The organism is Mesorhizobium sp. M0077, assembly GCF_040322955.1.
In the GTDB taxonomy this organism is placed as follows: Bacteria; Pseudomonadota; Alphaproteobacteria; order Rhizobiales; family Rhizobiaceae; genus Mesorhizobium.
The window spans coordinates 791,630-818,175 of record NZ_JAMYUL010000001.1 but is presented as its reverse complement, the minus strand read 5'-3'; the positions used below and the strand labels follow the sequence as shown (position 1 = coordinate 818,175).

The window sequence follows — 26,546 nt, the reverse complement described above, 5'->3', positions numbered from 1 at the left end:
AATATCAACTCGATTTCCAGGAAATCCTGCGACCGTTTGTTGCGGCACTCGGCGCGATCGTGTTGTCGTTCGACCATACAACGCCAAATTTTGGCCCGGCGAGCCGATCGGCCAGGATTTCTTCTCTGCGATTGGCTTGCCTCATCTCTGGGGCGCCATGAGAAAGCCGGCCGGCCCGATCAACGAAAGCCTGTCACGGCCGGAAATATACGTGCTTTCAGTGACTGAAGGTATTGCTGAAAAGCAGCGCCTGATGGACCACTTCCGAGCCCGGCCCTTCGCGAATTGCGGCAGGGCCAAGTTCTTCCGGTCACCCGATTTTCGCGTTGACTTCAACCTGAGATATTTGGTTTTGAACTCTGGCGTTGCCGCCCTCAATGGCGGGGTGGACATCACCGAATTTCTCGATCTGGCCAACGTCGACGATGATCCACATTGGCAAGCATTGGACCCGAACGACCCTCAAATAGTCGACTATCTTGAAACCTTCAGGGCCAAGCATTCGGACTCAGACGGTGGGATTGATTGGGAAGTGCAGTGAAGATCGCGATGGAGCGGGATGCGGCGCGGTAATCGGGCGGAAACACTTACCCAACCGTAGGGTAAGGGCCGCTATCTAAAAGCCCGCCAACCTTTCGGTGGGCGGGCCTCCAGTGTCGGAACTGGAGAGTGTCATGTCGACAGCTCCGGCACTTGCGAACGATTGGTTAGTGGCGCCAGATCAGCAGGCAGAGCTGGCGCAGGTCACGATCATAAGCGCCCCGGCTCTCGATCACGTCGATGCAGCGCTTCTTGAACCGAGTGATTTCGGCGCTCGACATAGCGTCGACAATGCGAGTCAGATCCGTATTGGTCGGATTGTCGGGGGACTCGGTTCCGACAGTGGCACCGCTCGTGCCAATGGGTGCAGTGGTTCCGTCGTCGCCAACTGCGGCGTTCGCCGGCATGCAAAGATTTGCGAGAACGGCTCCAATGGCCATGCTTCCCACCAGGATATCAAAGATCTTTGTCATAATGCGCCTCCAAGGCTGTCAGCCCATTTTTCAAACCAAGGCCGGCGGTGTTTTAGCTCGCAACCAGCGGGACGGTGTGGTCGTTGAGTGATTGATTGGGTATTGATCGAAAAACGGGAACGCGATCAGATACGCGTATCGGCCGTAAGATGTGCCATGCGGAAACCTCCGCTGTCGGCATTAATTATGATCGTGACCACGACATCCTCCAAACCGGATCCGGGTGAAGATGCTGAAAGACATAGCTCATTAGAAGCACGAATAGATGAATGAATGTCTAAAAACTCCATACCTATTCTTGGCAATGACAGTGACGAAGTGAATTGTGTTAGGCGTTCTTAGCCGTGTTAACCGTTGACAAGCGTGAGGCGAGTTCCTGCGGTATCGCGTTCAGCTCCGCCTTTGCGGCGTTAGGATGCGCGCCTCTCGCAAAAGCGATGACCAGTTGTGGAGCTGCTATTTGTTCTCCTCGCGGAAGTCCTGCAGCGATGCATGCCGCAGGTCATCCTCGCCGCGCAGGTGCTTCACACGACCGATCAGCCCTGGCTTGATCCATTGCGTCGCTGGCCGCTTCATGATGCCCTTGGGCGCCGTGCCTGGGTGCTCCCGGACGCGTTTCCATAGCCTCTCGCGCATTTCCCGGTTCAAGGTGACGAACGCGCTGCCGACATAGCGCCCTGTGCCCCGCTCGGCCATGAGAGCGAAAGCCGGCTTGCCAGCTTCACGCTCGACGCCGAGCAGATCGAATCGTCGATCGCATAGCACTTGGCCTTCAGCCAGTTGGTCGACGGACCGCTTCGGTATTTGCTGCCCTTCCGCTTCGACACCATGCCTTCATGTCCGGCCTGGTCGAGCAAGTGAAAGATGGCCTTGGCTTCCCCCGGCAAGGGCTCGCTGAACTGAATATGCCCGCCGGGCCCGATCATGCTGGACAGGATCTCGCGCCGCTCCTCCAGCGCCATGTCTCGCAGATCATGGCCGTTAAGGTGAAGCAGATCAAAGGCAACAAAATACAAGTCGTGCTGCCGGCGGGTGATAGCTCTGCGCAGCGCTGCGAAGTCCGAAAGGCCCTTGTCGTTCAGAACGACGATCTCGCCGTCGACAATGGCGCTTTCGGCACCAAGGCGCTTGGCCTCTCTCACCATGTCGCGATATTTTGCCGTCCAGTCGTGGCCATTGCGCGTATAAATGCGCGTGCCGACTTCATCAATGATCATCTGCGATCGGTAGCCGTCGAACTTGACTTCGTGGGTCCAGCCTTCACCCTCGGGAGGCTTCTCCACAAGGGTCGGCATCAACGGCTCGATGAACTTCAAACGCATGTACTGACCACCCTCCGGCGATTCAATAAGATGAAGCTAAAATAGTTCCGAAACCGGAATCAGCCTCTTGGGTGCAACAAACACGTCAACTCGGCGTTGCGGGATGAGCGAAGGAGGAATCGATATGGCCGACGACAAGAGCAAGCGGGATTTTCGTGATCGGGACCGTGTCTCGGCCGATGAGGATTATGAAGTTGAATATTTCGCAACAAAGACCGGCATCACACCCCAGCAGGTCAAAGAGCTGATCGCGAAGCACGGCAACCAACGCGAGACTTTGGAGCGGGTAGCCAAGGCGCTGCGGAAACAATGACCAAGCTGTCTGATCTCGGCAGACCACTAATCGGGCACCGACATGAAGGCCCGCCCGCGAGCGAACTCGCGCATTTCCTCCCTTGCCCTGTTTGCGGGCAACAGATTGATATGCGCGATTTTCGCCAGGTCACGCCGATCAGGGCGGCGCGGGAAGCGACAGAGCGCGACGTCACTCTGCGCACCAGCGAGCCCATCTGGATCAGGGTTGCCGACGAAAAGCGCGGCCACATATTCGAATACAGTTTCAGCCTGTAGGTGGCGATCCAACTCGGCTACTGAGTTTTTGAATGGCATACCATGCCGTCGACCTCGATACGCAAGTTCGACTATGACCCGAACACCAGGGTTCTCTCGGTTTGGTTTGTAGCGAGCGGGAAGAAATACGAGTTTTTGGACGTACCTGCTGAGGCGTTTGCCGCGTTCAAAGCTGCCTTTGCCAAGGGCGTCTATTCTAACAGCCACATCCGGAACCGTTATGCATTCCGGCTCGCGCCAGGCAGGCGCGAACTTGCAAATCTTCCATGATAAACGGCGAATGATAAAAAGCCCGCTGACGTCTGGCGACGCTGCAGGGATGGCCCGCGCCTGCTTCGGAGGCTGCGCGGGCCGACCATGACGAGTGGAGAGGACATCTTGGTCACCGGCACGGACCGCTGAAGAACGAGCCAGCAGTGGCCAAACAGCCTCAGAGCGGGAATGTTCCCGCCTGACGCAAAAACACCCGTGGCTCAGCCGGCGGGCTCTGTTTCAGGGGCACTGTGCACGGGCGCGGCGTCTGCCGTCAATGCAGTTTGCCGACTAGCCGAGCGTATTCGGCTTCAGCCCTGCCATAGGACCCATCAGCCAGCGCAATTAGACGCGCGCGATCAAGGATGACGACCTCTCCTCGCATCGATCGTATCAGACCTTGGCCCTCCAAGGTTTGCAGCGCTATGGTGACGCCGGGCCGCCTGACACCCAGCATGACTGACAAGAACTCGTGCGTAATCGCAAAGCGGTTCCCGTCGACGCGATCATCACACATCACCAGCCATCTTGAGAGCCTGTCGACGATGTTCATCCGGGCATTGCCGAGAGCGGTGAAGCTTGCCTGGAGGTGAAAGTAGTGAACGTAGCGGAGCAGAAAAGTTCGCAGGGTTGGGCTTGTCAAAAGCGCCTTGCTGAAGAGGCCCGCGTCTATACCAAAGGCTCGGGCTTCTAATTGCACGTAGCAATCGTGCGTTGATCGGTCATCGCCCATGACGAGCGCTGAGCCGGTCATGCCCTCACAACCAATGATTCCGATCTCAGCTTCGATACCAGGCCGCAGCTCGCCCACCACTGACCCGAGACCGCTCTCGAAGAAGTACACGGTGCTGATTGGTGACCCCGCCACTTCGAGATGCGTCTTCAGCCCAAGGGAGACGCTTTCGAAATGAGGTTGCAGCAATGCCAAATCTGCCGAGCACATTCGAAGCAGCAGCGAATTGCGATAGATCGAATTTTGGCCGGTGTCGCGTTGCGCGGCAGTGTGAGTTTGTGAACTGGAGTCTGTCATAGCTCCCTCTCCCTATTGGGGGCGGAAGCATGTTGATCGCTCACAGCCGACGGACGCCCTTGGAGTTGCCGTCGATGGCACACTCTATGCCTGCGGACCGCGGATGTCCCATTCTTAATTTAATTGCATTGATCGGCCCGAGCCAACCTTTGGCGCGCCCGCGCTAAGACGGCATTCAGATGCTCCAGGAATTCGTCATCACTTTTCGTTGACAAACCGCGTTGTCGAACGCGAGTGACAATGCGCTCCTGGAGTGAAACCGCTGTCTCATAGTGGTCCACGATCAGCTGATATGAAGCGTTCACTGGGGCGGATTCGAAGAGCTGAGCCATTGTGGCAATGTAGTTCCAAGATGATGAGAGTCGATGCGGCCGCTGCTTTGCGTAACAATCGTACAATGTGCTCAAGAATGTGCGGTTACCTGATCTATACGGCCTATCCGGAGGTGGTGTGGAATTCTGCTGACTTAGCAGCACGGATAGAACTCGTGATCCGCCACGCAGCACGCGCCAGATAGACCAATAGGGCGTAACTAGCGACGCGAGCGCCGCCGCTGCGATGCAGTGAGCCGAATGCGCCGAGGCCCATCAACTTCCACAGGGTCACCTCGGCAGTGGCCGCCTCACCCCGGTCATGTCTTCGCTGAAGGATTTCACCGCGTCTTCAGCCTTGGCAAAACGCTGCACCAGCTTGTCGGTCTTGGCGTACATCTTCGATCGGCTGGCGGCTGGGCGCTGCTCGGATTGCTCGTAAGAGAGCGCGGCTCAAGCATCGCTGTCGTTTAATGTCGCGCCGGATCTCGGTTGCGTCTCGCTGAACGCCCTCCATGGACGCCCTTCATCGTTGGGCCACCAGGGTCTTTCTTGTTGTCTGAATAGCCGCCTTCGCGCGTGAGCACCTTGGCAGGCGCTTTCTTTTCGCGCGAAATTGCCACCGTTTTAAAGCGGGAGGGTCGGGATGCAGGTTTTCGATGACATCGAGGCGCTGCTGGATGCGGGTGAAGCCTCGACGGCACTTAAGGAAGTGCGGGCGCTGGTGCATCAATTTGGGCGCGGGTCCAGTGTCTTGGCGGGCGCGATCGACGACCTCATTATCGACCTGTCGACGCTATCATTCGTCGCCGATGCTTACGGAGACCGTATCGCAGAGGCGGCGAGCATGCTGGCTCGAAAAAGGCTATTGAAGACCAAGTTGCTCGCACCTCGTCAGAACGTGGAAGCGGTCAGCTAGAGATTGGTGGTCGCTACCAGAAACGTGTCGACCTGCTCGGTGCTCCGAGCGCATCGAAACCTCTCGCCATCATCGGTTCCGTATGGACGAAAGAGCCTCCTGACCTTGCGACCAGATGAAAGCTTGGACTTGCGGCAGACCGCAAGCAGTTGGAGCTTGAATTGCCGACACACACTCAGGAACCGTTGCCGGGATCGCACTCCATTGGTCGTCGGCCCAGATCCGGCGCGCCTCGCTTAAGGTGCCGGTCGAATATGGCCAGCTTCTCTTCGTAGCCGAGCCGCACTCTGGACCTGCAGCTATCGCATTTGAAACCGGCAATCGTTTTCAGCCAGGATCCCCTTCTCACCATAGGGCGTGAACAGGAGGGGCATTGGAATTCTAAAGGTACGTCGCGCAGTTCATTTGATAGAGGCACTGTGCATGTTCTCCTCAGCGGCACGGCCACTGCAACAAAGTACAAGGAGAAATGTTTCCGGGTTCGGCCATTTGCTCGAAAGAATCGGACCTAAGTCTAAATGGTGAGCGGCCCTGAAACCCATTCGCCTTGGTGTCGGCCTTTGCGTCGGAAATTGAAAATAGCGAGGGTTCGAGGGCGGCCCCGGGCGTGAGGCTGGCAAGTGGGCCAAGACGGCGGCGGTAAGGCGGAGCCTGTGGCGATCAAATAACCGGTTCCCCTAGAATCTCCTTTAGCCAGCTCATGGTTCTCAGCCCGTATGCCATTCCGGCGCAGTCGGCAAACCAGTCGAAGACGCTCATGTCACGCCCTGTGACGCATTGAAGGATTTCGATCGCTGCGCCCGTTAAAGCAAGTAGAACCGCCAGCCGGACCACCTGTTGGGGCCAGCCGAGGCTACCCAAAGCCGACAAGGTGGCGAACGCAGCGGCGTGGTTGAGCTTGTCGTGATGAGACGTAAAGGCCAATCCGAGGGCGTGCAGCAGGTGGTCTGGCAATAGGGCGAGCAACAGGACGACTGCCAACGTGGAGAGAAAGGCAGCCCTTGCCATGCTCTGATAGAAGCTCGACTGCGGCAATCTATTCGTAGCACTCCCGGTTCCTAGTTCTCGCTTCCCCGACCGACGCACTGGGCAGGGTCAAACCTGCATCTGAGCTAAGAGCGCGAACAACTGGCATGCTTAACAGGCCTCCTGATCTCATCAGTAAGTTCCATGAAACAGCCTATGTCACTCTGGATGGTTCCATAGGGCGCTGCGAATGTCGCCCTCCATTGTGATGAGGCCGAGGGATTCCTGCCGAAAAGGCGCGGCGGAATAGGCGAGCCGTTGGTACCGCTTGCGCCCAGGTGCGATGCGTATCATGCCGGGCACGGCTGGGCGGGAGCGGAACTCTTTCCAGCCTTGGCCCGGCTGTGCAGCCCGGCCGACGCCCTTCTGAATTCAATTATCGCCCGCGTCGCGGCTAACAGACGAAACCGTTATTTAGTCTGGTCATCCCTGCCTCGGTGATCTCGCCTTTACAGATTTCAATCCTGGACGCTAAGCCAGCAGCGGCCACTCGCTGCTGTCCAATCAACAAGCCTCAAACATCAGGTCGCGGTTATATGCAAAAAAGCCGGCCACCTTTCAGCAGCCGGCCAGTGCAAACAAGGAAGGGAACGTTGCACTGATGGGGCAGTGCACCGTCCGAAGCGTTTCCAAGCGACAATGTTCCACCGACGAGAGAACAAAGAAGGCTTCACCGCCAGCGCACATTCCCCTTAGCCGCGCTGTGTTGCCGTCGGCTAGACTAGTGTCTAAAGGCCTTTAACCAGCCACGGATCGGTGTCGTATCCGAGGCGCGGCTTTTCCGGCGTTCCACCGGCCGGCAATTTGGCGGTTCCGGTCGGCCTGCAGTCCAGCTCGAGCACCTGCTTCTTGGCCGAGTGCTTCGTAGAGCAAAGGTCCGTGGCGTCACTCACCACCACCTTCTTCTCCTTGGAAACAGCGACACCAGTCCCAGCGATCACGATCGCCGCGCAAAACACAGCTACTCTCATCATACTCCCCACCGTTGCTCCTCCCCAAAAAGGCTGAGCATGACGTTACGGCACATTTAAATTAGCGCAAGCGAATATTAGCTGCCTAGTCCCCTTCACATCGGCTCTGGTCGCCTCCCCCTTGCTGCTGCGCCTTGCGAAACCGGGAGCGCGATATGGTAGGATGGGCGCATGCCTGCTCATGATCGGAGGGCCGATGTTCATGACTTGAGCTCGACATGGCAGAGGGCTGCAACCGTCAAGTTTCCCAAGTCGTCGTGGCGATGAACGATCGCGTCGAGGATCGCTTACCAAGCGGCGTTTACTAGGTTCCGCTGGTCTAGCCTTACGCGATCACACCATAACCACGTGATGACAAATCAGCCATGTGTGTGGCGCGGCGGGCCTGTTCCGCTTGTGGCCGGCGCCTACCCACCCGGGTTCCCCAACCATGGGCGTCGGCCATTTTCGTTCTCTCAGCTATTATAGGCCTTTGCCATCGGCCTATGTGTTGGCCTTGGATGGCGAGATCGCGGTTAGATCGCCTCGTTCGTTTGGATGTTTCGCTGGCGTTGGCAGGAGGCGCATATGTTCGCCAGCCGGCGGATACCACACCGCCCCACCGGTCAGGCCCAGCGCGCCCGCTGCAAAGTCCCGCAGACGGCTGCTGGGCCGCTGGCGGGCAGCGGCTACTTGCTGATGATCCAATCCACCAAGCCAGTTTCGATCAGCTCGCACCCAGTGAAATCGCGCACCAGGGCCTTGGCTAAATCGCGCCATTGACACTCAGGCGTACCCGTTTCCCCTACTAGGGCTCGGAATGCAGAGCGGAAAACGTCGGCTTGAAACGCGGAGACGGCAACAGTAGACGGGTCGCCATCTTCCCAGCCTCGCGCCACGTCGCGACGACGTTGACGAGGCGCTTCAGAAGCTCGCGTGAGGCTCGGATGGCCCTGCGCGATTGATCCATGTCCCAGCGAAATGTGGCGGGTTCCGCCATGGACTTCTGGCGCATGAGCAGGTGGCCGTAGTGGCCGATCGAGCGATATCTATGGGCGTTGCAACCATCGCGGCCTCCCAGAAAAGGCAATGGCAAACGACACATTAATAAGCTCGCCGAAACTCTCTCTGCAATGAAAAGAGTTGTACGAATTTGACCAACCCGCACCTTCAGTGATGCCGGGCCGCTACTATCCTCGCTCATGGTCTGTCATCGCAATGAAGGACGACATCTCCGAGCACCCGTAGCACACCTGTTGCATGGAAAAAGCTGTAGGCGTTTATAGGTGCCCGGGCACTCCGCCATTAGTTTGCGTTGTGGCGCGGGACAAAGCAGGTTTCCTCACTCAGGCTGACTACCGTGAAGCGGGGCACAAGCCCGACTTCGACGCATTGCCTTGGGAAGCTGAATACAGGGCCGCCAACTCAACCAAGCCGGCTGTATCCTAGCTTGCAACCAGGGGCACCGTGACGGTCGTGGCGTAATTTATCGGATACTGGTCGAAATACGGGAAAGCGATGACGAAGGCATAGCTGGCGGTCAGATGCGCCATCTTGAAGCCGCCGCTGGCAGGGTCGATCGCGATCGTCACAATGACGTTCTGCAGACCCAGGTTCACCAATTTCTGCGTGGCGATGGCCTGGATGTCGCTCTGCGAAAGCGTGTTGTTCAGCTGCAGCGCCCGAGAAGAGGTTTCCAGCGTATAGCGGACGGTCGACACGGCATTCATGGCCCAGCCGAAGGCGAAGATTCCAAACAAAAGCATCACCAGGAAAGGCGCGATCAAGGCGAACTCCAGCCCGGCTGCGCCGGAGCAGTCACGGCGCCATCTGGATCCGATCCTTTCAGCGGACACGGATCACCTCCTGATGACTGATCGCGCGCGGGTCCGGGAAGACACCGAAGTTGAACGGGGGCACCCAGGTGCCCGTGGCCGTTATCTGGACGAACACGGTCGGCAGCTTCGTTCCGCCGCAAATGGTGGTCGCATCCACGACCGTGGCGCCGCACAAATAGGAGCGGACCAGCACGACCGCGGCGTCCTCGGGCTTGTCGTTCCAGCTCGAAAGCGCGACCGCCTGCGTTCCGGTGTCATTGGACGCGCCGGCCATTACGAGATTGGCCGCGGTTTTGACGCCCGCGCGCATCTGCAGGTAACTCGTCACGTAGGACCAGCCGTCGGCGATGCCGAGGCAGACGAGGCACAGGATGGGCAGCAACATGGAAAACTCCACGGCAGCTATCCCGGATTTGTCCAAGACAATGCGCAAGGTCCGCCCACCCACCCCGCTACTCGACGAGCTGAACGGATTGCGTCGCCGGAATGTTCTTCATCCCGAGGCTGGTGCAGTCCTGCTTGATGGTCGTACTGCCGGACCACTGGATGGTGTCGGCGACGACCTGAGTACAGCCGCCGTTCCCCGAGAAGTTGCCAAGGTAGTTGACCTGCTGCCTGGGGAAATAGATGGCGCCGGTCAAAAGCGAGTCCGCGGTGCCATTGAAGGTGCTCTGCGCCGCAGTCCCAGTCCTGTCGCCGTAGAACAGCACGCCGGAATAGGCTCCGGAGGTAGGCGCGCTCAGCGTCACCTTGGCGTTGCCGTTCATGCTGACGGTGTTGCTGCCTGCCATGAAGATGGTTACCCCGCTGCCCGCGACGACCGCGTTGGCGTTGACCTTCATACCACCTTGCACGACGTAGACGCCGGGCTGCAGGGTGACGTTGCCGCTGAGGCTCATGCCGCTGCAGTAGGTGCCAGGCTGGAGTGTTTGCGACGTCTTGTTGCCGTTGACAGACTTGCACGGGTTGCCGGCCGTCGGCTTCGCCAGGCTGGAGAAAGGATCAGCCGCCGGCAAGGCATGGGTGATGTTGGACTTGCAGACCGTGGTCGCTGGATTGTTCAGCACCATGCCGCCGACGGTGATCAGGCAGTCGGCCTTGAGCACCGCCGAGCCCTGCGTCTTTATGGCGTCCGAGGCAATCGAGTCCGACATGACCGAACAGCCGGTGAGGTTGACGGTGGTGTTGCCGGAAAAGAGCGCAGCCTGGGAGGCCGACTGACTAAGCGCCAGCACGCAAGCCTTGGAGGCGTCATTGATCAGCGCCACCGCCCTTGCTTGTTCGGCAACGGGCGCCTGGTTGAAAATCGCCGTGAAGTAGCGGTCGAGGTTCTGCTTGACGATGACCTCCACTGCCTTCTTCGCGGTGTTCGGGCCGGACAATGGCGGCGTGTTGACCTGGATCGTGCCCGGCGTGGCAAAATTGTTCGAGGTCGCGGACTGCGTGGCGGCGGCGATGATGGTCGGGTTATCGGAACCCGCGACTTTCTCGAGCGCACCGGCATAGGCCGCGGCATCGGCAACGGCCTGCAGCTTAAGGCTGCTGTAGTACCAGAAGGATGTCTCCATACCGAGGCCGGCGCCGGCGACCACGACCGGCAAGGTGAAGGCGAAGATGACGGCAACGTTACCGTTCGTGAGGCGCCTTAGCCGGCCCAAAGCAAACCAGATCCGGGTGAACGCGTTGGATGACATATGTATTAGAAACCACGAATAGATAAACGAATGTGTAAAAAACCCATTCCGATTCGATGAAGTCCGATCTGCCAGACGAAACAGGTGTGCTGCAATTCCTCCTCGCCTCGCATGTGCTTCACGCGGCGTCATCACTACGGCCAATGGAGGCGCATTGCTGACCGGCAGCTTTGGGGCCGCAACCTGACCGTCCGTGATTGGGAGCCATATGGCTGCGCGGCTGTTCCGCTATTGAGCCTCGACAGGAGTCCTAGATCCACACACACGCGTATCTTGGGTCGATCGCGCTTCGCGCAAGGCGCCAAATTGCCAGGTCGTGAGTTCGGACAGCGGAAGCATTCTCCTCATGGGTGTGGCTTGTCGAGCACAAGATTTCACGATCACCACCAAGTTTCGGGATGACAGTTTCGTGTTGATCCCGCTGCTCGGCAGCGTCTGCGGTGAAGTCTCCGTTTAGCGGCTTACCCGGATAATGACGGCAATGCAGGAGATCGGCAATCTCCTGTTCAAGCACATCCATGGGCCATCACCGTCGAGGCCCTGAGGTTACCCAGCCGCAGGAGGGTCCTAAAGCCGCACAACCTTGTCGAGATGCAGCCGTATCCGCTGGCGTTCAGCGAAGGACAGGGCGAACGATTCCAAGCCGAATGAGCGTGTAATTTCCTGGTCGGTCTCTATGATGCGCACGACCCATTCGCCACTGGCTCCGACCACTTCCACGCGAGGCAACGCCTTGCGGATTGGCACCACGTTGCTCATCACATCCTCCCTACGAAAAGCAATGGCAAGTCGATTTAAGACCCTGGTAGTCGGTAGTTCAATAACAAATGCTTGTTCGGATCGGACGAACCACCCTGGATGGGGAGTACGAAGCCGGGCGAATCACACCTCAGTCAGGCGAACCCTCCCAGGAACCTTCCGTGAGATAGCCTCTGCTTTAGGTCGTTGGCATTCAGGATGGCCGCCAGCTCTTCGGCATACTCCATGTCGGGAAGGTCGACAGATGGGTGGCCCGCTACAATAGCAGGCAGCCCGGTGAACACGTCGAATACCGTCCACGTCCCATCCGGTTCCCGCCTTACGCCGTACCGCAGAGTTGCCATGAGAGGATGCTAATGGAAGCCGCGAATATATGGTACAAAAAATGCGAGCGGGCCATCGGGCAACAGGCACGCCTTTCCGGAACTTTTGCCGCTGCGACGGGTTCGGTCGGGCATGGCCAGAATAGCCAACCTCGGACCGCCCATCCCCGGCAAGCCACATGACCTGACTGGGAAGAGCATTTCTATGCGCGCCCCATTTGCGCGCAAAAGGTAGACCGTCGCGATTTCCGCCGACTGATGTGGCACGAGCAACCGGACCGCCAGCCGCTGGAATTCGACGCCTAAGAGCGCAGCACAACCCAACTGGTCATCGCTATCGAAGCAGCGTTTGCGCGCGGCCACTTCTAGGCGCATGGTGCCTAGATGAGTTCTATCGAACGCAAGCTGGCCGAATTGAACGACATTCAGCAGGACTTGACTGAACAGGCTACAATCCTGCGCTATCTCTCCGAGATTTCGCGCCAAGACGCGAGAGAGATCTGCGAAGAGCTCCGCCAAATGGTAGGTGTGGCTCGCAGCAGCAACAAATTCGCGTCCGTCATCACCGGCTCGTGCAAAGGCTAGGCCGACCGGAATCGGCGGCTGGCTGGTCCGGGCCGGAATGAACCGGGGCAATGCCCGGCTCAACGGCTACGCTCTCGATCAAGTGCAACTGGTCCCGGAAGATCGCGCCGTGGAGGTCGGTTTCAGCGGCGCAGTCTTACTGCCGCAACTTCTCCGTGAGGCAGCATTCGTTTGCGGTGTTGATCGCTCGCAGGATGTCGTGAACGCTGCCTCCCACCGGTTCGCCGATGCAGTGCGCGTCGGACGAGCCGAGTTCCGGACCGGGCTAGTCGAGGACTTGCCCTTGCCGGATAGCACATTCGACAAGGCCCTCAGCGTCCACACAGTGTACTTCTGGCAAAGCCTTAGAGCTGGATCCGCAGAGCTCCATCGCGTCCTCAAACCAGGCGGTCGCGTCGTGCTTGGCTTACTCCCGAAGGCACATATGGACCGGATGAACATGCCGGCCGATGTTTTTTACACCTCGCGAGCCGGATGAGGTCATTGCTGCCTTGCGAGAGGCAGGGTTCAGCGACCCTGAAGTCCGGAGACCGAGCACGGAAACCGCCTGGCTCGTTGTGACAGGCATACGAAGATACGTTTCGGCGCCTAGACACGGAAAAGCCCGCTGCCGAAGCCAACTGGCTTTGTTGCAGGGCCGTGGTTTGCCTAGGCTCCTCTGGGTTCAACACTGGGTGCCAATTGCGCCGTCACTGCGCTGAGACGCCCACGTTTGGCCAGTACTGGCTTGCTGTATTCTTTCTTCACGGCAGTCCCTCTCTAGCGAATTCGGCAAAGCGCCGGTCTAAATGTTGTCACTCATCGGTGCAGGTTGATGGCGTGCACACAGCCGTTACGGCCGAGAGCTTCTCGCGCTTCTTTAATTCAGGCTTCTGATAAGGCTTCTTCATGCAGGGTCCCCACGTTTGTCCCTCAACGCGAAAAATGCAGTGAGGCCGCCACGATTGTCAACCAGAAACACTGAAGTAGCGGCCGACCGACGCCAGGGGACCGGCACGCGCGGTCAGGGCGGCGTGCGCAGCGTGGATGCTGCAATTGCCTGGCCGGTTGCCATTGCCTGCTAACGAGCGCACACTGCTGCGGTCGCCTCGAAAAATCAAAAACAAACAGGCACGAGGCGCTTGGGAGCGATCATCAGGCTTTCGCCCGACTACTTGGGAGAAGGCCCATGCCCACACCGGCACAGAGCCGGCTCATGTATTTTGTCGTGTTATCCCGATCATGCGAAGACGTTCGCTCTGGTGCGGGACGACTTCAAGTCCTTTTCAAGGGTGTTGGGAGGTTGGCCCACGGCTGAAGGACTGCACAACCAAGGGGCGACGATCAGCTTCTGCACTTTCAGACACATCGTGATAACCTGTCGGTCATGAAATCGGAGGCTTGAGAGAAACGTGGGCGGGCCCCAGGAGAATAATTTCTGCCCATGGGGAAGGCGATGTCCGCGCTAGCCGGAATGTCAGCTACCGAAGATCCGCCGCCTGAAGGCTGCCAGTCCGCTAACGGCCGCCCCAAAGCTGCCGGTCAACACAAGGTCGCATCGGAACCGATCCTTCGCATCCCCCGTTATCGAATGGAAGGGACATTACTTGTCATTAGGAGATGAAGAATGAAACGGCTTCTTTTTGCCACTGCCATGATGGCTGTTTCCAGCGGGCTTGCGTTCGCGGGGACGACAGGGACAACAGGGACAACAGGGACAACGTCGAGTGGCTCCTCCACTACCACAACGATGCCGACGACAGATAACAACACGGATTCGACCACAACGAAGTCGACCAATTCGAACTCAGCGAAGGACTGTGCGCCGGGCCAGCAGAGTGGCAGTGCCAAGCAGGCCGCTCCTGGTCAACAGGATGACACCAGTGCCCAGTCCGCAGCCCCTGGACAGATGAAAACGACTGCCGAAGGTTGCTAATTGTGCCGGGAGAGGCCGGTTTGCACCGGCCGGAATGGATGCCTCCCGCTGCCGACCGGCGGCAACGGTCCGGCCTGCGCGCCCTTCGATCAGCGCGGGCCGTTTTTCGGAAAGTACCTCCCTTAATCGTCCAACGAGCCTGCAGCCTTTTCTTGGGCGAGTCGGATCTTGGGCGAGTCGGAATGCATAGTTAGTTGCGGATGTGATTGTTGAAATAGCGGCCCTTGGCGAAGGCAGATTTGAACGCGACAAATGCCTCAAGCGGCACGTCCAGGAAATCGTATTGCTTCCCCCTTGGCTCAAAACCAGACCGAGAGAACCCTGGTCCGGGTCAATAGTCGAACTTGCGCATCGAGGTCGACGGCATGGTGCGTTTCAAGAAACCAGCGTGAGCCGTCGGCCAGCCGGGTATGGACCGCCCTACGGGCTGAGCTGTATTCGAAGATGTGGCCGGGCGTAGAATGACGTCGCGTTCCGTCGCTTCGCGCGCCGCCCTGATCGGAGTTTTCGCGTTGACGGTGTGGGTGGCCGTCACGGCATCGCATGCCATCTCCTCAACACGGTATTTCGGCACTTTTGTTCCTACGCGTCGGTAGCGACTCCGCTTGTTTAGGGTCGCCCTCAAAGAGGAGAATAAGGTGGCAAGCTCGTCGTCGCCCAGCCGCCGGGGGTGTGACCCGGCGGCTTGCACGTTCGACTAGGGTCGTTTCAGCGGTGACCGGTCTTACGGCGTTGGCGCAGGATCCTGTTTGGAAGCCAACTCGTCGATCTTCTCGGCAAGCACGCCATTGGCCCATTCGGTGACCTCGGCGTCTACCGGCTTGTTGGCCATATCGGCGAGCGCGTCATCCAGCGATGGGACGGCGGCAGCAGCATCGGCCGCCGCTATATTGGCCGCATCGAGCGCCGCCTGCGCTGCATCGATCTGCTCCTGGGTCGGGACTTGGTCGGCCGGAGTATTCGGGTCGTTCAATTTGGCGTTCAACGCGTCGACTTCGGCTTGGGCGGCATCTACCGCGGCTTGGGCGCCCTTGGCGGCGGCCGAAGCTGTCACATAAGCCTGAATGCCGGCGAATTTCTTGCTCTTGGAGTTCATATAAGCGTTGATGTTGCGCTGCAGCGAGTTCAGCCGGCCAAGCTTGGCGTGAATGTTCTTGTCCTTGGGCGTCGCGGCGACCTCAATGTCGTCGACGGCGACCTGGTCGTCGGCCGAGGCCTTCTTTCCGGCGTGAGCCGATGCCGACTTGCCGTGCGAAACGCTGTTGCCGGACTTCCCGCCGCTGTTGCCGGACTTGCCGCTATTGCCGTGACCACCGCCATTGCCGTGACCACCACCATTGCCGTGACCACCACCGTTGCCGTGACCACCACCGTTTCCACCCGCGCCAGCGAAAGCAGGAGCGGTCACTAGCGCAAGCGCGGCAAGCGCTGCCAACAGCGTTTTTCGGGATGTCATGGTACCTCCTCAGGCGAATACTCACCTCGCCGATTTCTTATAGAGCGGCTTATAAGAGTTTCCTAATCCGACTGAAGGAACTTTAGATAAATGCTTGTTGCAATGAGCGACTGACGACTGCGAAGCTCTTTGTAAGCGTATGAAATCTAACAAAAAATTCGGAGTCGCAGACCCTGTCGGCCTTTTGCGCGACTGAAGTCCCATACCGATCGGACCTTGGTCGGGCGATGCACAACTGCGGAATGCTTGCGGCATTGCGGAGTATGGCGTCACCATGTGGCTGCGACTGCGCAATGTAGACAACTCGCCGGGCGAAGACCCCAACTACCTCGAGCCCGGCGAGCCTTACACCTGATCAGAGTACGCGATCAGGACCGGGGATCAGCCGGCGAAAGATGTGGGTGCAATATGGGTGCCAAACTATTCGTCCCAAATTGGGACCATGCTGCGGCCGGCAAGCTGCGCTTACGTCTCATAAAAGGCTTAGGCGCTGGCATCGGAAATGGGGATCGCTGGTTAGATCGCTTCCTTCCTCCGTTTGTATGATTCGTTGGCATTGGCAGGCGTGCGCATATTGTTTGCTGGCCGGCGCTGAGTCTCACCGGTCGGGCCCAGCGGCCCGCCCGCCGCAAAGTGTCCCCCCGCGACAAAGGCTGCTTGGCCGTCCTAGCGCCGATCTGCTCCGGCAATGGCCGCGTCAATGCCCGCTCGGCTCCAGCAACAGCTTCATCCTTGGTTGCGACGGTTCCGCGCGCGCCGCCGTCATCGAGCGAATCTTACTCGCCTAACCCGGATCGTGCCGCGTCCGCTTTCCGGGACGCACGGATCTATGCTCAATAGCTAATGTCAGGCGCGTACCTGAATTGGTCCTCGAGCCGAGATAGCGCGTTAGTCGACAACACGACATTGCGATGTCCAGAAATCGACCGTTTTCGGACAGCTTGTGGCGGCCGTAGCACAGCGGGTTGTTTCGCAGGTGCTGTGTCCGGAAACTCTGTCCGGATTTCTATTGTTCGGCATACGCGATTTGCGCCGCCACCCGGCTATGTTCCCGACTGCATATTATGAGACATTTGGCGCCGTGGCCCAATTCGCTCACCTAGAGGAAATGGACTCGACAATTCGAGTTGACTGTCGTTCCCGATCGAGCGCAAGTCCACCTCACAAGTCTGGTGAACGTCTGCCAATATAATCGAAATATCTTCGACGACGATTTCTAGGTGGCATATTGGAGAAGGTGACCTTCGAATGAGTGCCTTGTTATTTTCTGGCTTCAGTTCAACAGTTCCCGAGCCCCTGGGCCGTCGCTCGCTGATGCCAAACCAAACGCCTGCCCGAGGGCGAGTGCCAGTTTCGAATGCTTTTTCGCAGCATGCTTATGACGAGCATTGGCTACAAGGTTTGCTGTTTCGGCATCCCGAGTTGATCATGGCTGACCGCCTTGAAGGCAGCTTTGGCGATGTCGTGCCTTTATGCCGGGAACTCGCCATTCCTCGAGCGGGCGGGACAGTGTTCGCGGATATTCTGGGCGTCGCAAGGACCGGCCGACTGGTCATTATTGAGTGCAAGCTTTGGCGCAACCCACAGGCGCGACGGGAGGTGTTGGCGCAAATCCTGGAATATGCCGCGCTGCTGCGACGCTGGAGCTTCGGTGATCTGACCGCAGGGATAAAACGCAAGCTGGCAACCCATGAGCCGAACCCGATCTTTGTCGCTGCGAAGATTCGTTGGCCAGAGCTTGAAGAGGCCCCTTTTGTCGATGCCGTGACGCGGTCGCTGAAGCTGGGTGACTTTCAGCTCATTATCGCCGGAGATGGCATCCGCTCGGATACGCACGCGATTGCCGAGCATCTGAATTCGCAAGGTGCGGGCCTAGCTCAGCTGACACTGCTTGAGATCCAATTGTGGCAGGCGGCTTCGGGTACCATTGTCGTGTTACCAATAGTGCCCTTGCGGACTAAAGTCCTTCAGCAAAGAGTTTTGGTCGACGGCGGCGGCGTGCCGCTCCAGCTGGAGACGCAGGAAATCGGCGCCTCAGAAGCCAGCGAAACGATGGAGAGCGTTGTTGATCCGGAAAGCGGCAGTCGGCGAAGCGTCAATCGTGCGTTCTGGCAACGGTTCAAAGACCACGTTCAATTCGATCATTCCGACCAGTTGCCAGCGCGTCACAGTGGCGACAACTGGGTCAGGATACCGCTCTCAAAGCCCCTAGGCTGGATTACAGGTTTTCGCTCCACTGGCGCAAAGGCTGAAGTGGGTTTGTTTCTGACCTTCAGGGACGAGGATGGGTAAGTTCTTTTCGATGAGTTCGACGCCCACATTGCAGAGCTGCGCAGCGAAAGCGGCCTCGATTTGGCAGCAAGGTTGAAATCCGCCGCACCGTTCTATACCGAACTCGGCGTATTCAGACCGCGGTCGACCTTCGCTGACGAGGAACAGCAACTCGACTGGCTCTGTGATGCTGCAAATCGATTTGTCTCTCTGATCCGGCCTCGGCTTAGCGTGCTGGCGGAAGCCGCCGAATGACACGGCTTCTCAAGTGGGAACGACTGGCCTTGAAGGGCGACTTCTCGGCGATGCCCGGGCCCTTCGAGTGGGATCAGTCAGGGCGCTTCGCCCATTTCCTGAACGGGTACGACGTCGCCGGAGGAATGGACCCTCTTGCCGGCCTTGCCATCGGAATGTCGGAGCAAGCTCGCAAGATTGGCAAATGGGACGGCAGCGCGCTCGACCTTTGGCTCTGTCTGTTCTTCCAGCATCGAGCGCATCGTCATATGGGCTCCGAAGATAGCGACCCGATACTCGACGAACTTTGCGAGGCGCTGCGAGTGAGGCTCAGTCGGCTGTCTCCAGCCGAGGCGAAAGCATTGGCTTCGCGTCTCAACCAGAACGCCGCTTAGGCAATGAGCTCTTGCCCTTCCGACGCTCGATTCCGCATCTGCCTGATCAATGTACTCTTGCACATCGGCGGTTCGCGGCTCGACCGTCAGTATATCGTCGCAAACGCAATCCATTCGCGGAGCGGTGTCCAAGGCGACGGGGGATCAACGAAGCCTTTGAACATTCGGCTGCCTCTATCCGTGCCGGTCAACCTGTCGCGACGGCGTCAGAAAACTCTCCTACGCTATCTAGTTGTGTAGATCGAGAACCGCTATTTTTGGCGTGTGCCCCAGACAAGCCAGGGCAAACCGCCTCGCGCCTCAAGCAGAGCGCCATCAAGGCCGCTTTCCGCAGTTGTTCGCATATCGAAATAGTTGATAGCTAGTTCCGAAAGGGGGAGCAAAACAGTTTGTCGGCAATCGCTGTATCGCAAGGAGCCGACAAAATTTTTTGTTGCCCCATACTTACACAAAATCGGTGATTTGTGAATCCTAGCTCGAACGCTGCCGAAACACTCTGTGAATTCCGGGTATGGCTAATTTAGATGGTTTTTTCGAATCGTCGATTCTGCGACCTCACAGGCGCGTTACCATGCGGCGCGCACGAATTTCAGAGGATCAAATGGCCACCAAAATCACCACAGTTTCGATGGACGCACTCACCCCCTACCGCAACAATGCTCGCACCCACTCCAAGAAACAAATCCGACAAATTGCCGACTCCATCGAAAAATTCGGGTTCACCAATCCGGTTTTGGTCGACGAGAAGAACAACGTCCTTGCCGGCCATGGCCGGCTCTCAGCAGCGCGCCTCCTGGGTTGGAAGGAAGTTCCAACCCTCTCAATCACCCATCTCAATGAGGCGCAGAAGCGCGCCTACATAGTTGCCGACAATCGGATCGCCGAGAAGGCCGGCTGGGACAAGCAGATCCTGGCCATCGAGTTGCAGGCGCTGGTCGACCTCGACTTCGATGTGAGCCTCACCGGCTTCGACATCCCAGAGGTCGATCTGATCATCAGCGAGTTCTCGCCGAACAATCAGGATGATGAATCGGAAGAGGATGAAACGGGCCTTCCGGAGCAATCAGCAGGACCAGCAATAACGCGGCCCGGCGATCTGTTTCTGCTCGGCGAACATCGATTGCTTTGCGGCAACACGCTTTCGAAAGAGAATTTCGAGACGCTGATGCAGGGGGAGAAGGCGTCCGTCTGTTTCACAGACCCGCCCTACAACGTTCCGATCGGCGGACACGTCAGCGGGCTTGGCAAGACGAGCCACCGGGAATTTGCAATGGCATCCGGCGAGATGTCCGACGACGAGTTCGCAGGGTTCCTGGAACAGTCGTTCTCACTGATTGCTGGGTCGAGCAAGCCGGGCGCTATCGCCTTCGTGTGCATGGATTGGCGTCATATCGCAGAGACCACATTGGCGGGTAAACAGACGTTCGGCGATCTGCTCAATCTGTGCGTCTGGAACAAGACTAATGCCGGCATGGGCAGCCTCTACCGCTCTCAGCACGAACTGGTGCTGGTGTTCAGGAATGGCAAGGAGCCGCATCGCAATAACGTTGAACTCGGCAAACATGGGCGTCACCGCAGCAATGTCTGGACCTATCGCGGCGCCAACAGCTTTGGCACCTCGCGAATGGAAGAGCTCGAAGCGCATCCGACCGTCAAACCTGTCGCTCTGGTTGCCGACGCTCTGCTCGACGTCAGCCGCCGCGGCGACGTCGTGCTGGACCCTTTTGGCGGCTCGGGCAGCACGCTACTCGCATCGCACAAGACCGGGCGCCACGCACGCCTTATCGAGATCGATCCTGTCTATTGCGATCTGATCATCCGCCGCTTCGAAAGGCATACGGGCAAACAGGCAACGCTCGCCACCACGGGCGAGACTTTCGAGGAACTGTTCGAGCAGCGTGGAAGCGTCAAAGCTTCCGGCGTACTCGCCAAAACAGCGTCCGCGGCCCCAGCGCCTGAAACTGTGGGAGGCGTGCTGTGACCACCCGGAGAAAGAGATCTGCCGACTACTCGATAGGCTACGGCAAGCCTCCGGCTGAAACCCGGTTCCAGAAAGGAATATCAGGCAATCCGAAAGGCCGACCGAAAGGCAAAAAGAACATGAACACCATTGTACGCGAGACGCTCTTTGGGCCGATCCAAATCCAGCAGAATGGCAGGACGACGACGGTGACGGCCCTGGAGGCCATCCTTCTCAAAATGCGCAACAACGCGCTGTCAGGCGATTTCCGGTCGGCGGCCCATGCTCTTCAGCTCGCATCCCGTTGTGCCGAACTTGAGGAAAGCCGGCATCCCGATGCGGAGGTTGACGTGTTCGATCCGCAAACGATGGTCGAGATGATGCGGGATTATCTCGACCACAAGGACTCGTCAGAGAACAACGATACCGAGACGCCTTCCAAGACGGGCGATCAAGGAGATGAGGAATGAACGCCCCCCTCTCCCTACCGGGCCGACCATCCTCCTCGCCCGTTGCACCGACTGCCCTTCAGCTGCTGTTGGGCGCGGCCCGCGTTGACCTGGCGACCTTCGTGGCCCTGGCTTTCTCCGCTGTCGATCCAGGCGCCAAGTATTTGCCCAACTGGCACATCCGCGCCATTGCGCATCAGCTCGAGCGCGTATCCGCGGGCAATTGCAAGCGCCTGATCATTACGATGCCACCGAGATCGTTGAAGTCGGTCACCACCTCGGTCGCGTTCCCGGCATGGATTCTTGGCCGCGATCCGTCGAAGAAAATGATCTGCGTCTCTTATGCTCAACCACTTGCGGTCAAGCACGCCAACGACTTTCGAACGGTCGTCAACACCGCCTGGTACCGATCGATGTTTCCGACCTTCAAGGTTAGCCCGCGCAAGAACACCGAAAATGAGCTGCAGACCACGCTCGGCGGTGGGCGCCTGGCGACCTCGACCGGTGGTCAGCTAACCGGCCGGGGTGGCGACATCATCATTATCGATGACCCCTTGAAGGCAGATGAAGCGCATTCGGAATCGGCTCGCAATAGGTGCGCCGACTGGGTTCGCACGACATTGATGTCGCGCTTCGACAATCCCGCGGCCGGTGCCGTCGTCCTTGTCATGCAAAGATTGCATGTCGACGACCTAGCAGGCGTGCTTCTGGAGACTGGCGGCTGGGAGCATTTGAACCTGTCGGCGATTGCCGAGCAGGACGAACGCGTCCAGACAAGTGTAAATCGCTGGCACGATCGCAAGCTTGGCGACTTGCTGCACCCCGCGCGTCTTGGACACGTCGAATTGGACGGTCTAAAGCGCCTACTAGGATCGCTTAATTTTTCCGCGCAGTACCAACAATCCCCTGCCCCACCGGACGGCAACATGGTCAAGAGGGTGTGGTTTCGCGACTACGATCCGCATCAGTTCGACCGTCGTTCTATGACCATCGTTCAAAGCTGGGACACCGCCCTCAAGGGCGACCCCTCCAGCGATTACTCCGTCGGAACGACATGGGCCAAAGACGACAACAACTATTATCTCCTCGATCTCGTCCGCGTCCGGGCAGCTTACCCAGACCTCATCAAGGCGGTAAAAAACTCCCTTCTGGAGCACTCCCCCGACATCATCCTCATCGAGGATGCGGGTTCCGGCTCAAGCCTCATCGCCGACTTGGATAGCCAGGACATCAGCACCACGCCGGTAAAAGCCAGAACCGACAAGGAAAGCCGGCTGTCACGTGTTGCCGCAATGATCGAAAACGGCAACGTCAATCTTCCGAAAGACGCGCATTGGCGAGACGACTTCCTGCTTGAGGTGCTCGCATTTCCGAACGGAAAGCACGACGACCAGGTCGACTCCATGACCCAGGCGCTGATTTGGATGAAGGATGACAAGCCGACGGGTAGGTTCTATTTCGGCAAATTTTGAAGTCCTGCTCCAAAGTCTGGGCCAAATGTCAGCTATGCGCCTCATCTCGGCCGTTGCAGCCACCTTTGATACCTTCTGAAAGCAGACGTTGACGGCGACCACGCTGGAGGTCGCGGTTGCGCACTGTGCGTCACGACTATGTAAGAGGTGGCCGGCCTAACCGCGCGGTCGAGTGGTCGAGCCGCGGACCAAGAGTTCGACCGGTATTATCACCTGGCTCGGGGCGCCGTTTGCAAACACCATCCTGGCGGCAAGTCTCCCCTTCCCGACGATGTCTTGGGCCACTGTCGTGAGCGGAGGCGTGGTGCGCGAAGACTCTGCGGTGCCATCGAAGCCGACGACCGACATGTGCTCGGGTATCTTGATATTGCGCCGACGCGCTTCGTCCAGGACGGTGATTGCCTGCCAGTCCGACATGGTCAAGATCGCCGTTGCTTGCGGAACCTGGTCGAACACGACCGCTCCTGCCGAAGGCTCACCTGGAGTCGTCTCGATGATCGGGACATTGTCGAGTGACAGACCGAGCTCAGCCAAACCCTGCGCGAAGCCGAAGAGTCTCTCGTGATCGAGTTGAAAACCGGCAGAGATAGCGCGCGGGGCATTGCCCGGCAAATGGACGATGGGTGACCCCGATGTGCGCCGAATGGACAGGATTGCAAAACGCCGATGTCCAAGCGCAGCCAGATGCCTGATGGCCGCCAGCGCCCCGCTCCTGCCGTCTATCCTGATAGAATTGACGTCCGGACCGGCATCGCTCTCGAGGATGACGAAGGGCAGCCGCCGGCGGCGTAAAGACGCGATCAACTCGATGTCCGCACTGTGGCCCAGAATGAAGCCGTCAACCAAGGCCTCTCGAATGGTGGAGGTGCGCGTTTCGTCCGTACCATTGACCAAACTCAGTGTCGCTCCAACCTCGTCACAAGCAAGCGAAACGCCAAGCACCAGCTCGCGCAGATATGGGCTCCTGATCATGTCGGCAATGGCGTATGCACCCGGGGGGATCAGGCCGATGGCGTTGAACTTGCCGTCGCGCAGCACGCGTCCTCTCGGGTCGGGGCCATCATAACCAAGCTGACGCGCCGCGGCCTCGACGCGCTGGCGCAGATCGGATCGCACCAGATCCGGATGGTTGAATACGTTGGAGACGGTGCCGCGGGAGACTCCAGCGACCCGGCCGACATCGGCGAGCGTAGGCGTTTTAGAAGCGTTCATTTCCCTCAGTTAGACAATTTTTTGGAGCGCTCCAAGTTTTTTCTTGACGTCAAGCGTCAAATGATGGAATTTGTACTTGGAGCGCTCCAAAGATTGAAAAATTGCAGATTTTCGGTCTCTATGCCGGACATCGGCCAAGCGTGCCTGATTTCGCAAATCATTAAGGAGGAATAGGATGGCTACGACCAATGGTGCTCCGACCTCACTCGTCGGAAAGACTTTTGATTGCTTGTTCGGACAGTTTGTACCGAGGTTGACGGTCCTGTCGCCGACCGAATTGCGGTTGCAGGCGACGATCGGCGCTACAAAGATCGACGAGGTGGTTCAGAGCAGTCTGACCGGCGTTCGACCCGGACTTGTCATCATGAGTTGGACCGAGCAAGGCGGCAACTTCGTCGTGCAGGTTCAAGATCACGAGAACCAGATCGTTCATAACTATGCGCGACTGGCGGACGGGCAGCAGTTCTGCGCGCAAGGCACAATTCAACCAGTGACGACGGCGTGAGGGCCGCCTGTCTATCTGAGAGGAGAATTACGCCATGACCACCAAGGTGATCGACCAGACCGACCCTACGCAGTGGGATCCAAAGCTTGACGCCGTTATCGCGGCTCCCGGAAACCATAAGGTGTTGTTTGAGAATGACCGGCTACGTGTGCTTGAGGTAATCCTCAAGCCCGACGAGGAAGAGCCGACACATCACCACCGCTGGCCTTCAGTATTCGTGTTCGATCAGGTAGAAGGCCCTATCCACGACTTCGCGCCGGATGGAACCATGATGCCGCCCAATCGAGATGTCATCCAGGCGGTTCAGGCATGGGACGGTCAAGGCTGTCTCGTGGTGCATATGGCCCCCCAACCAGCGGGTCGCGTGCTCAACGCTTCGAGCAAGACCGTGCATGGTATCCGTGTCGAGATGAAGTCATAAAGCAGACGTGATCCTGGCCACCGGAACTCGCGCACGCTGAACGTCCACTTCTGACGGATTTAAGCCTTAAAGCTGCCAGTTGGCTTGCGGTCCCCAAGGTTGCCCGACAGCTTGCGCTTCATCTCAGCCGTTGCGGACAGATTTGCCACTGATTGAAAGCGGGCATCGCGGCGACCAGGCTGGGCGCGATCAAAGCCACCACGGCCGAAACAAGAGTCGCCACCGTACACCCGACTTGGATTGTGCGTCAGCGCATTGGTAGGATGTTCTGGTTAAGGCGGAACAGATTGTCCGGATCGTATTTGTGCTTGATCTTGGCGAGCTTCGCGTAGGCGTCGGCTCCCAAGGCGTCGCGCACGAGATCCGCTCCTTCACCATGGCCGGGGAAATTCAGATAGAGGCGGCCAGTCGAGTAGCGCTGCATGTCCTGCCAGAAGCTGCGAACCCAGCCGATGTTCGCATCGTCCTCGTTAGCGCCTGGCCAGATGGCGTCGAGGCTGAGCATGAAGGGCATGGAGCGGTCGCCGAAGGCAGTTGCATCGGCTGCAACGCGCTGGACGAAACCGCCGAACTTCCAGATCGAGGCGAAGGTCATTTCGGAGGGGCGCTTCGCCATCCAAGCGGTGGTCTCCTCGATGACCTCGTCGTCGAGGCGCGAGAGGTAGGTGGATTTCCAGTAGCAGCGGTCGCGGCCTTTCGGGAACAGCCCGTCATAGAGCGACTGGACGGTGCGATATGGCATGCGGCCGCTGAAATCGACGAGCGGTTCCCCAAAACTGCGCAACGGCGCCACGACCCGTTCGCCCTCGTCGGCCGGTCCGTCATAGACATGCGCGAGCGCCAGGACGCGCCGGCCCCTTGCATGCTCGGGAATCGAGGGGTCGTCGGGCAAGGTGGAGAACTCGGCCAGGCCGCTCAGGCGGTCGGGTGCGGTCTGCATGTAGTCGCGCCAGAGCGGAATGATCTCGTTGGCGCGCTCCTCGGGATAGGCCGGACCGCATAACATCAGCTCCGGTTCGATCGGGTGCAGCTTGAACTCGAAGCTCGTCACCACGCCGAAATTGCCGCCGCCGCCCCGTAGCGCCCAGAAGAGATCCGGGTTCTGCGTCGCGTCGGCATGGATGAGCCGGCCATCGGCGGTCACCAGATCGGCGGCCAGCAGATTATCGACGCTGAGGCCGTGGCTGCCGCGCAGCCAGCCGATGCCACCGGAAAGCGTCAGGCCAGCAACGCCCGTCGCCGAGATGAGACCGCCCGGCGTGGCGCGGCCAAGCGGTGTGGTGGCCGCATCGACATCGGCCCAGGTCGCGCCGCCCTCGACGAGGGCACGGTCGAGGCCGGACGCGACCCGCACGCCCTTCATCAGCGACATGTCGATCATCAGGCCGCCTTCGCAGACGGCGTAGCCTGCAACATTGTGGCCACCCGAGCGGATCGCGATCGCTAACCGATGCTCGCGCCCGAAATTCACCGACGCCACGACATCGGCAGCACTCCGGCAGCGCGCGATGAGGGCGGGACGGCGGTCGATCATGCCGTTCCAAACGACCCGCGTCGCGTCATAGGACAGGTTGGACGGCTCCAGCACCTCGCCGCACAAGATGGAACGGAAGCTATCGATGCTCGATTGTGCAAGGGTAGCGGTGGCGGCCATGTGGCGGTCT

General features: G+C 58.8%; 27 protein-coding genes and 3 pseudogenes. 13 read left to right on the top strand and 17 right to left on the bottom strand.

All coding sequences use genetic code 11. The features are described from left to right. Positions 1-157: 157 nt before the first annotated feature. Positions 158-541: a hypothetical protein gene (locus tag NKJ57_RS03990; RefSeq protein WP_023740339.1), complete on the top strand. Its 384-nt coding sequence runs from the start codon at positions 158-160 to the stop codon at positions 539-541. 166 nt (positions 542-707) lie between these two features. Here NKJ57_RS03990 and NKJ57_RS03985 read toward each other — a convergent pair whose 3' ends face one another. Both NKJ57_RS03985 and NKJ57_RS03980 read right to left on the bottom strand, forming a co-directional pair. Then, on the bottom strand, positions 708-1,013 hold the full coding sequence (locus tag NKJ57_RS03985) for a hypothetical protein (RefSeq protein ID WP_023740338.1): 306 nt from the start codon (positions 1,011-1,013) through the stop codon (positions 708-710). 456 nt (positions 1,014-1,469) lie between these two features. Beyond that, positions 1,470-2,335, bottom strand: a pseudogene (locus NKJ57_RS03980) (ATP-dependent DNA ligase). A gap of 124 nt (positions 2,336-2,459) precedes the next feature. On the opposite strand from NKJ57_RS03980, the gene NKJ57_RS03975 reads away from it, so the two are divergent. The 3 genes from NKJ57_RS03975 (at position 2,460) to NKJ57_RS03965 (ending at position 3,175) form a co-directional block, all read left to right on the top strand. Further along, positions 2,460-2,648 carry a DUF3606 domain-containing protein gene (locus tag NKJ57_RS03975; RefSeq protein ID WP_023708231.1) on the top strand — a complete coding sequence of 63 codons (189 nt, stop codon included), beginning with the start codon at positions 2,460-2,462 and terminating at the stop codon, positions 2,646-2,648. Positions 2,649-2,758: 110 nt separating this feature from the next. Next, positions 2,759-2,905 (top strand): hypothetical protein, encoded by a 147-nt coding sequence (locus NKJ57_RS03970; protein ID WP_023740336.1) that lies wholly within the window; start codon positions 2,759-2,761, stop codon positions 2,903-2,905. Between the two features lie 42 nt (positions 2,906-2,947). After that, positions 2,948-3,175, top strand: coding sequence for a KTSC domain-containing protein (locus NKJ57_RS03965; protein ID WP_352510544.1), 228 nt, complete (start codon positions 2,948-2,950; stop codon positions 3,173-3,175). Positions 3,176-3,431: 256 nt separating this feature from the next. On the opposite strand, the gene NKJ57_RS03960 is transcribed toward NKJ57_RS03965, so the two are convergent. Continuing rightward, complete coding sequence (locus tag NKJ57_RS03960) at positions 3,432-4,187, bottom strand: Crp/Fnr family transcriptional regulator (RefSeq protein WP_023741384.1); 756 nt, start codon at positions 4,185-4,187, stop codon at positions 3,432-3,434. Positions 4,188-4,968: 781 nt separating this feature from the next. Continuing rightward, positions 4,969-5,085, bottom strand: a complete 117-nt coding sequence (locus tag NKJ57_RS03955; protein WP_245260116.1) for a glycosyl hydrolase 108 family protein — start codon at positions 5,083-5,085, stop codon at positions 4,969-4,971. A gap of 59 nt (positions 5,086-5,144) precedes the next feature. Here NKJ57_RS03955 and NKJ57_RS03950 point away from each other — a divergent pair, with 59 nt between their 5' ends. Further along, complete coding sequence (locus NKJ57_RS03950) at positions 5,145-5,417, top strand: hypothetical protein (RefSeq protein WP_023741386.1); 273 nt, start codon at positions 5,145-5,147, stop codon at positions 5,415-5,417. A gap of 660 nt (positions 5,418-6,077) precedes the next feature. Here the strand turns inward: NKJ57_RS03950 and NKJ57_RS03945 are convergent. From NKJ57_RS03945 to NKJ57_RS03910, 8 genes are all read right to left on the bottom strand, one after another. Then, positions 6,078-6,452 (bottom strand): VanZ family protein, encoded by a 375-nt coding sequence (locus tag NKJ57_RS03945; RefSeq protein WP_023709574.1) that lies wholly within the window; start codon positions 6,450-6,452, stop codon positions 6,078-6,080. A 719-nt stretch (positions 6,453-7,171) separates the two neighbouring features. Then, positions 7,172-7,417: a hypothetical protein gene (locus NKJ57_RS03940; protein ID WP_023740330.1), complete on the bottom strand. Its 246-nt coding sequence runs from the start codon at positions 7,415-7,417 to the stop codon at positions 7,172-7,174. 784 nt (positions 7,418-8,201) lie between these two features. Next, positions 8,202-8,597, bottom strand: a complete 396-nt coding sequence (locus NKJ57_RS03935; RefSeq protein WP_352510543.1) for a hypothetical protein — start codon at positions 8,595-8,597, stop codon at positions 8,202-8,204. A 241-nt stretch (positions 8,598-8,838) separates the two neighbouring features. Beyond that, on the bottom strand, positions 8,839-9,249 hold the full coding sequence (locus NKJ57_RS03930; protein ID WP_023716265.1) for a TadE/TadG family type IV pilus assembly protein: 411 nt from the start codon (positions 9,247-9,249) through the stop codon (positions 8,839-8,841). Beyond that, entirely contained in the window at positions 9,239-9,628 is a 390-nt protein-coding gene (locus tag NKJ57_RS03925) for a TadE/TadG family type IV pilus assembly protein (protein WP_352510542.1), read from the bottom strand. Before NKJ57_RS03925 ends, NKJ57_RS03930 begins: the two co-directional genes overlap by 11 nt. 55 nt (positions 9,629-9,683) lie before the next feature. Beyond that, entirely contained in the window at positions 9,684-10,925 is a 1,242-nt protein-coding gene (locus NKJ57_RS03920) for a pilus assembly protein TadG-related protein (RefSeq protein WP_352510541.1), read from the bottom strand. Positions 10,926-11,492: 567 nt separating this feature from the next. After that, on the bottom strand, positions 11,493-11,684 hold the full coding sequence (locus NKJ57_RS03915) for a hypothetical protein (RefSeq protein WP_352510540.1): 192 nt from the start codon (positions 11,682-11,684) through the stop codon (positions 11,493-11,495). 353 nt (positions 11,685-12,037) lie between these two features. Beyond that, entirely contained in the window at positions 12,038-12,655 is a 618-nt protein-coding gene (locus tag NKJ57_RS03910; protein WP_352510578.1) for a hypothetical protein, read from the bottom strand. On the opposite strand from NKJ57_RS03910, the gene NKJ57_RS03905 reads away from it, so the two are divergent. Further along, on the top strand, positions 12,630-13,070 hold the full coding sequence (locus NKJ57_RS03905; RefSeq protein ID WP_352510539.1) for a class I SAM-dependent methyltransferase: 441 nt from the start codon (positions 12,630-12,632) through the stop codon (positions 13,068-13,070). The two genes, NKJ57_RS03910 and NKJ57_RS03905, sit on opposite strands and share 26 nt — an antisense overlap. Positions 13,071-14,697: 1,627 nt before the next feature. Here the strand turns inward: NKJ57_RS03905 and NKJ57_RS03900 are convergent. Continuing rightward, positions 14,698-14,787, bottom strand: a pseudogene (locus NKJ57_RS03900) (KTSC domain-containing protein); the annotation flags it as partial. A gap of 444 nt (positions 14,788-15,231) precedes the next feature. Beyond that, complete coding sequence (locus tag NKJ57_RS03895; RefSeq protein WP_352510538.1) at positions 15,232-15,963, bottom strand: hypothetical protein; 732 nt, start codon at positions 15,961-15,963, stop codon at positions 15,232-15,234. A gap of 1,248 nt (positions 15,964-17,211) precedes the next feature. On the opposite strand from NKJ57_RS03895, the gene NKJ57_RS03890 reads away from it, so the two are divergent. The 5 genes from NKJ57_RS03890 to terL all read left to right on the top strand — a co-directional run bounded on the left by NKJ57_RS03890 (position 17,212) and on the right by terL (position 22,744). Continuing rightward, positions 17,212-18,255 carry a hypothetical protein gene (locus NKJ57_RS03890; RefSeq protein WP_352510537.1) on the top strand — a complete coding sequence of 348 codons (1,044 nt, stop codon included), beginning with the start codon at positions 17,212-17,214 and terminating at the stop codon, positions 18,253-18,255. Positions 18,256-18,485: 230 nt separating this feature from the next. Beyond that, on the top strand, positions 18,486-18,863 hold the full coding sequence (locus tag NKJ57_RS03885) for a hypothetical protein (protein WP_023740378.1): 378 nt from the start codon (positions 18,486-18,488) through the stop codon (positions 18,861-18,863). Between the two features lie 601 nt (positions 18,864-19,464). Then, positions 19,465-20,844, top strand: coding sequence for a site-specific DNA-methyltransferase (locus NKJ57_RS03880; protein WP_352510536.1), 1,380 nt, complete (start codon positions 19,465-19,467; stop codon positions 20,842-20,844). Then, positions 20,841-21,293, top strand: a complete 453-nt coding sequence (locus NKJ57_RS03875; RefSeq protein ID WP_352510535.1) for a DUF5681 domain-containing protein — start codon at positions 20,841-20,843, stop codon at positions 21,291-21,293. The genes NKJ57_RS03880 and NKJ57_RS03875 overlap by 4 nt, the downstream gene beginning before the upstream one ends. After that, entirely contained in the window at positions 21,290-22,744 is a 1,455-nt protein-coding gene (gene terL / locus NKJ57_RS03870) for a phage terminase large subunit (protein WP_352510534.1), read from the top strand. Before NKJ57_RS03875 ends, terL begins: the two co-directional genes overlap by 4 nt. A 156-nt stretch (positions 22,745-22,900) precedes the next feature. Here the strand turns inward: terL and NKJ57_RS03865 are convergent, their stop codons facing one another. Continuing rightward, the gene (locus NKJ57_RS03865) at positions 22,901-23,782 is read right to left on the bottom strand and encodes a substrate-binding domain-containing protein (RefSeq protein WP_245271892.1); all 882 of its coding nucleotides are present in this window, start codon (positions 23,780-23,782) and stop codon (positions 22,901-22,903) included. A gap of 36 nt (positions 23,783-23,818) precedes the next feature. After that, positions 23,819-23,956: pseudogene (locus NKJ57_RS03860) on the bottom strand (LacI family DNA-binding transcriptional regulator); the annotation flags it as partial. A 175-nt stretch (positions 23,957-24,131) separates the two neighbouring features. Here NKJ57_RS03860 and NKJ57_RS03855 point away from each other — a divergent pair. Together NKJ57_RS03855 and NKJ57_RS03850 are read left to right on the top strand one after the other, a co-directional pair. Beyond that, complete coding sequence (locus NKJ57_RS03855) at positions 24,132-24,461, top strand: MoaF-related domain-containing protein (protein ID WP_352510533.1); 330 nt, start codon at positions 24,132-24,134, stop codon at positions 24,459-24,461. Positions 24,462-24,495: 34 nt separating this feature from the next. Next, a complete protein-coding gene (locus NKJ57_RS03850; protein WP_352510532.1) occupies positions 24,496-24,882 on the top strand; it encodes a hypothetical protein in 387 nt (128 codons plus the stop codon). A gap of 247 nt (positions 24,883-25,129) precedes the next feature. Here NKJ57_RS03850 and NKJ57_RS03845 read toward each other — a convergent pair whose 3' ends face one another. Continuing rightward, positions 25,130-26,536, bottom strand: a complete 1,407-nt coding sequence (locus tag NKJ57_RS03845) for an FAD-binding oxidoreductase (protein ID WP_352510531.1) — start codon at positions 26,534-26,536, stop codon at positions 25,130-25,132. Positions 26,537-26,546: the final 10 nt, after the last annotated feature.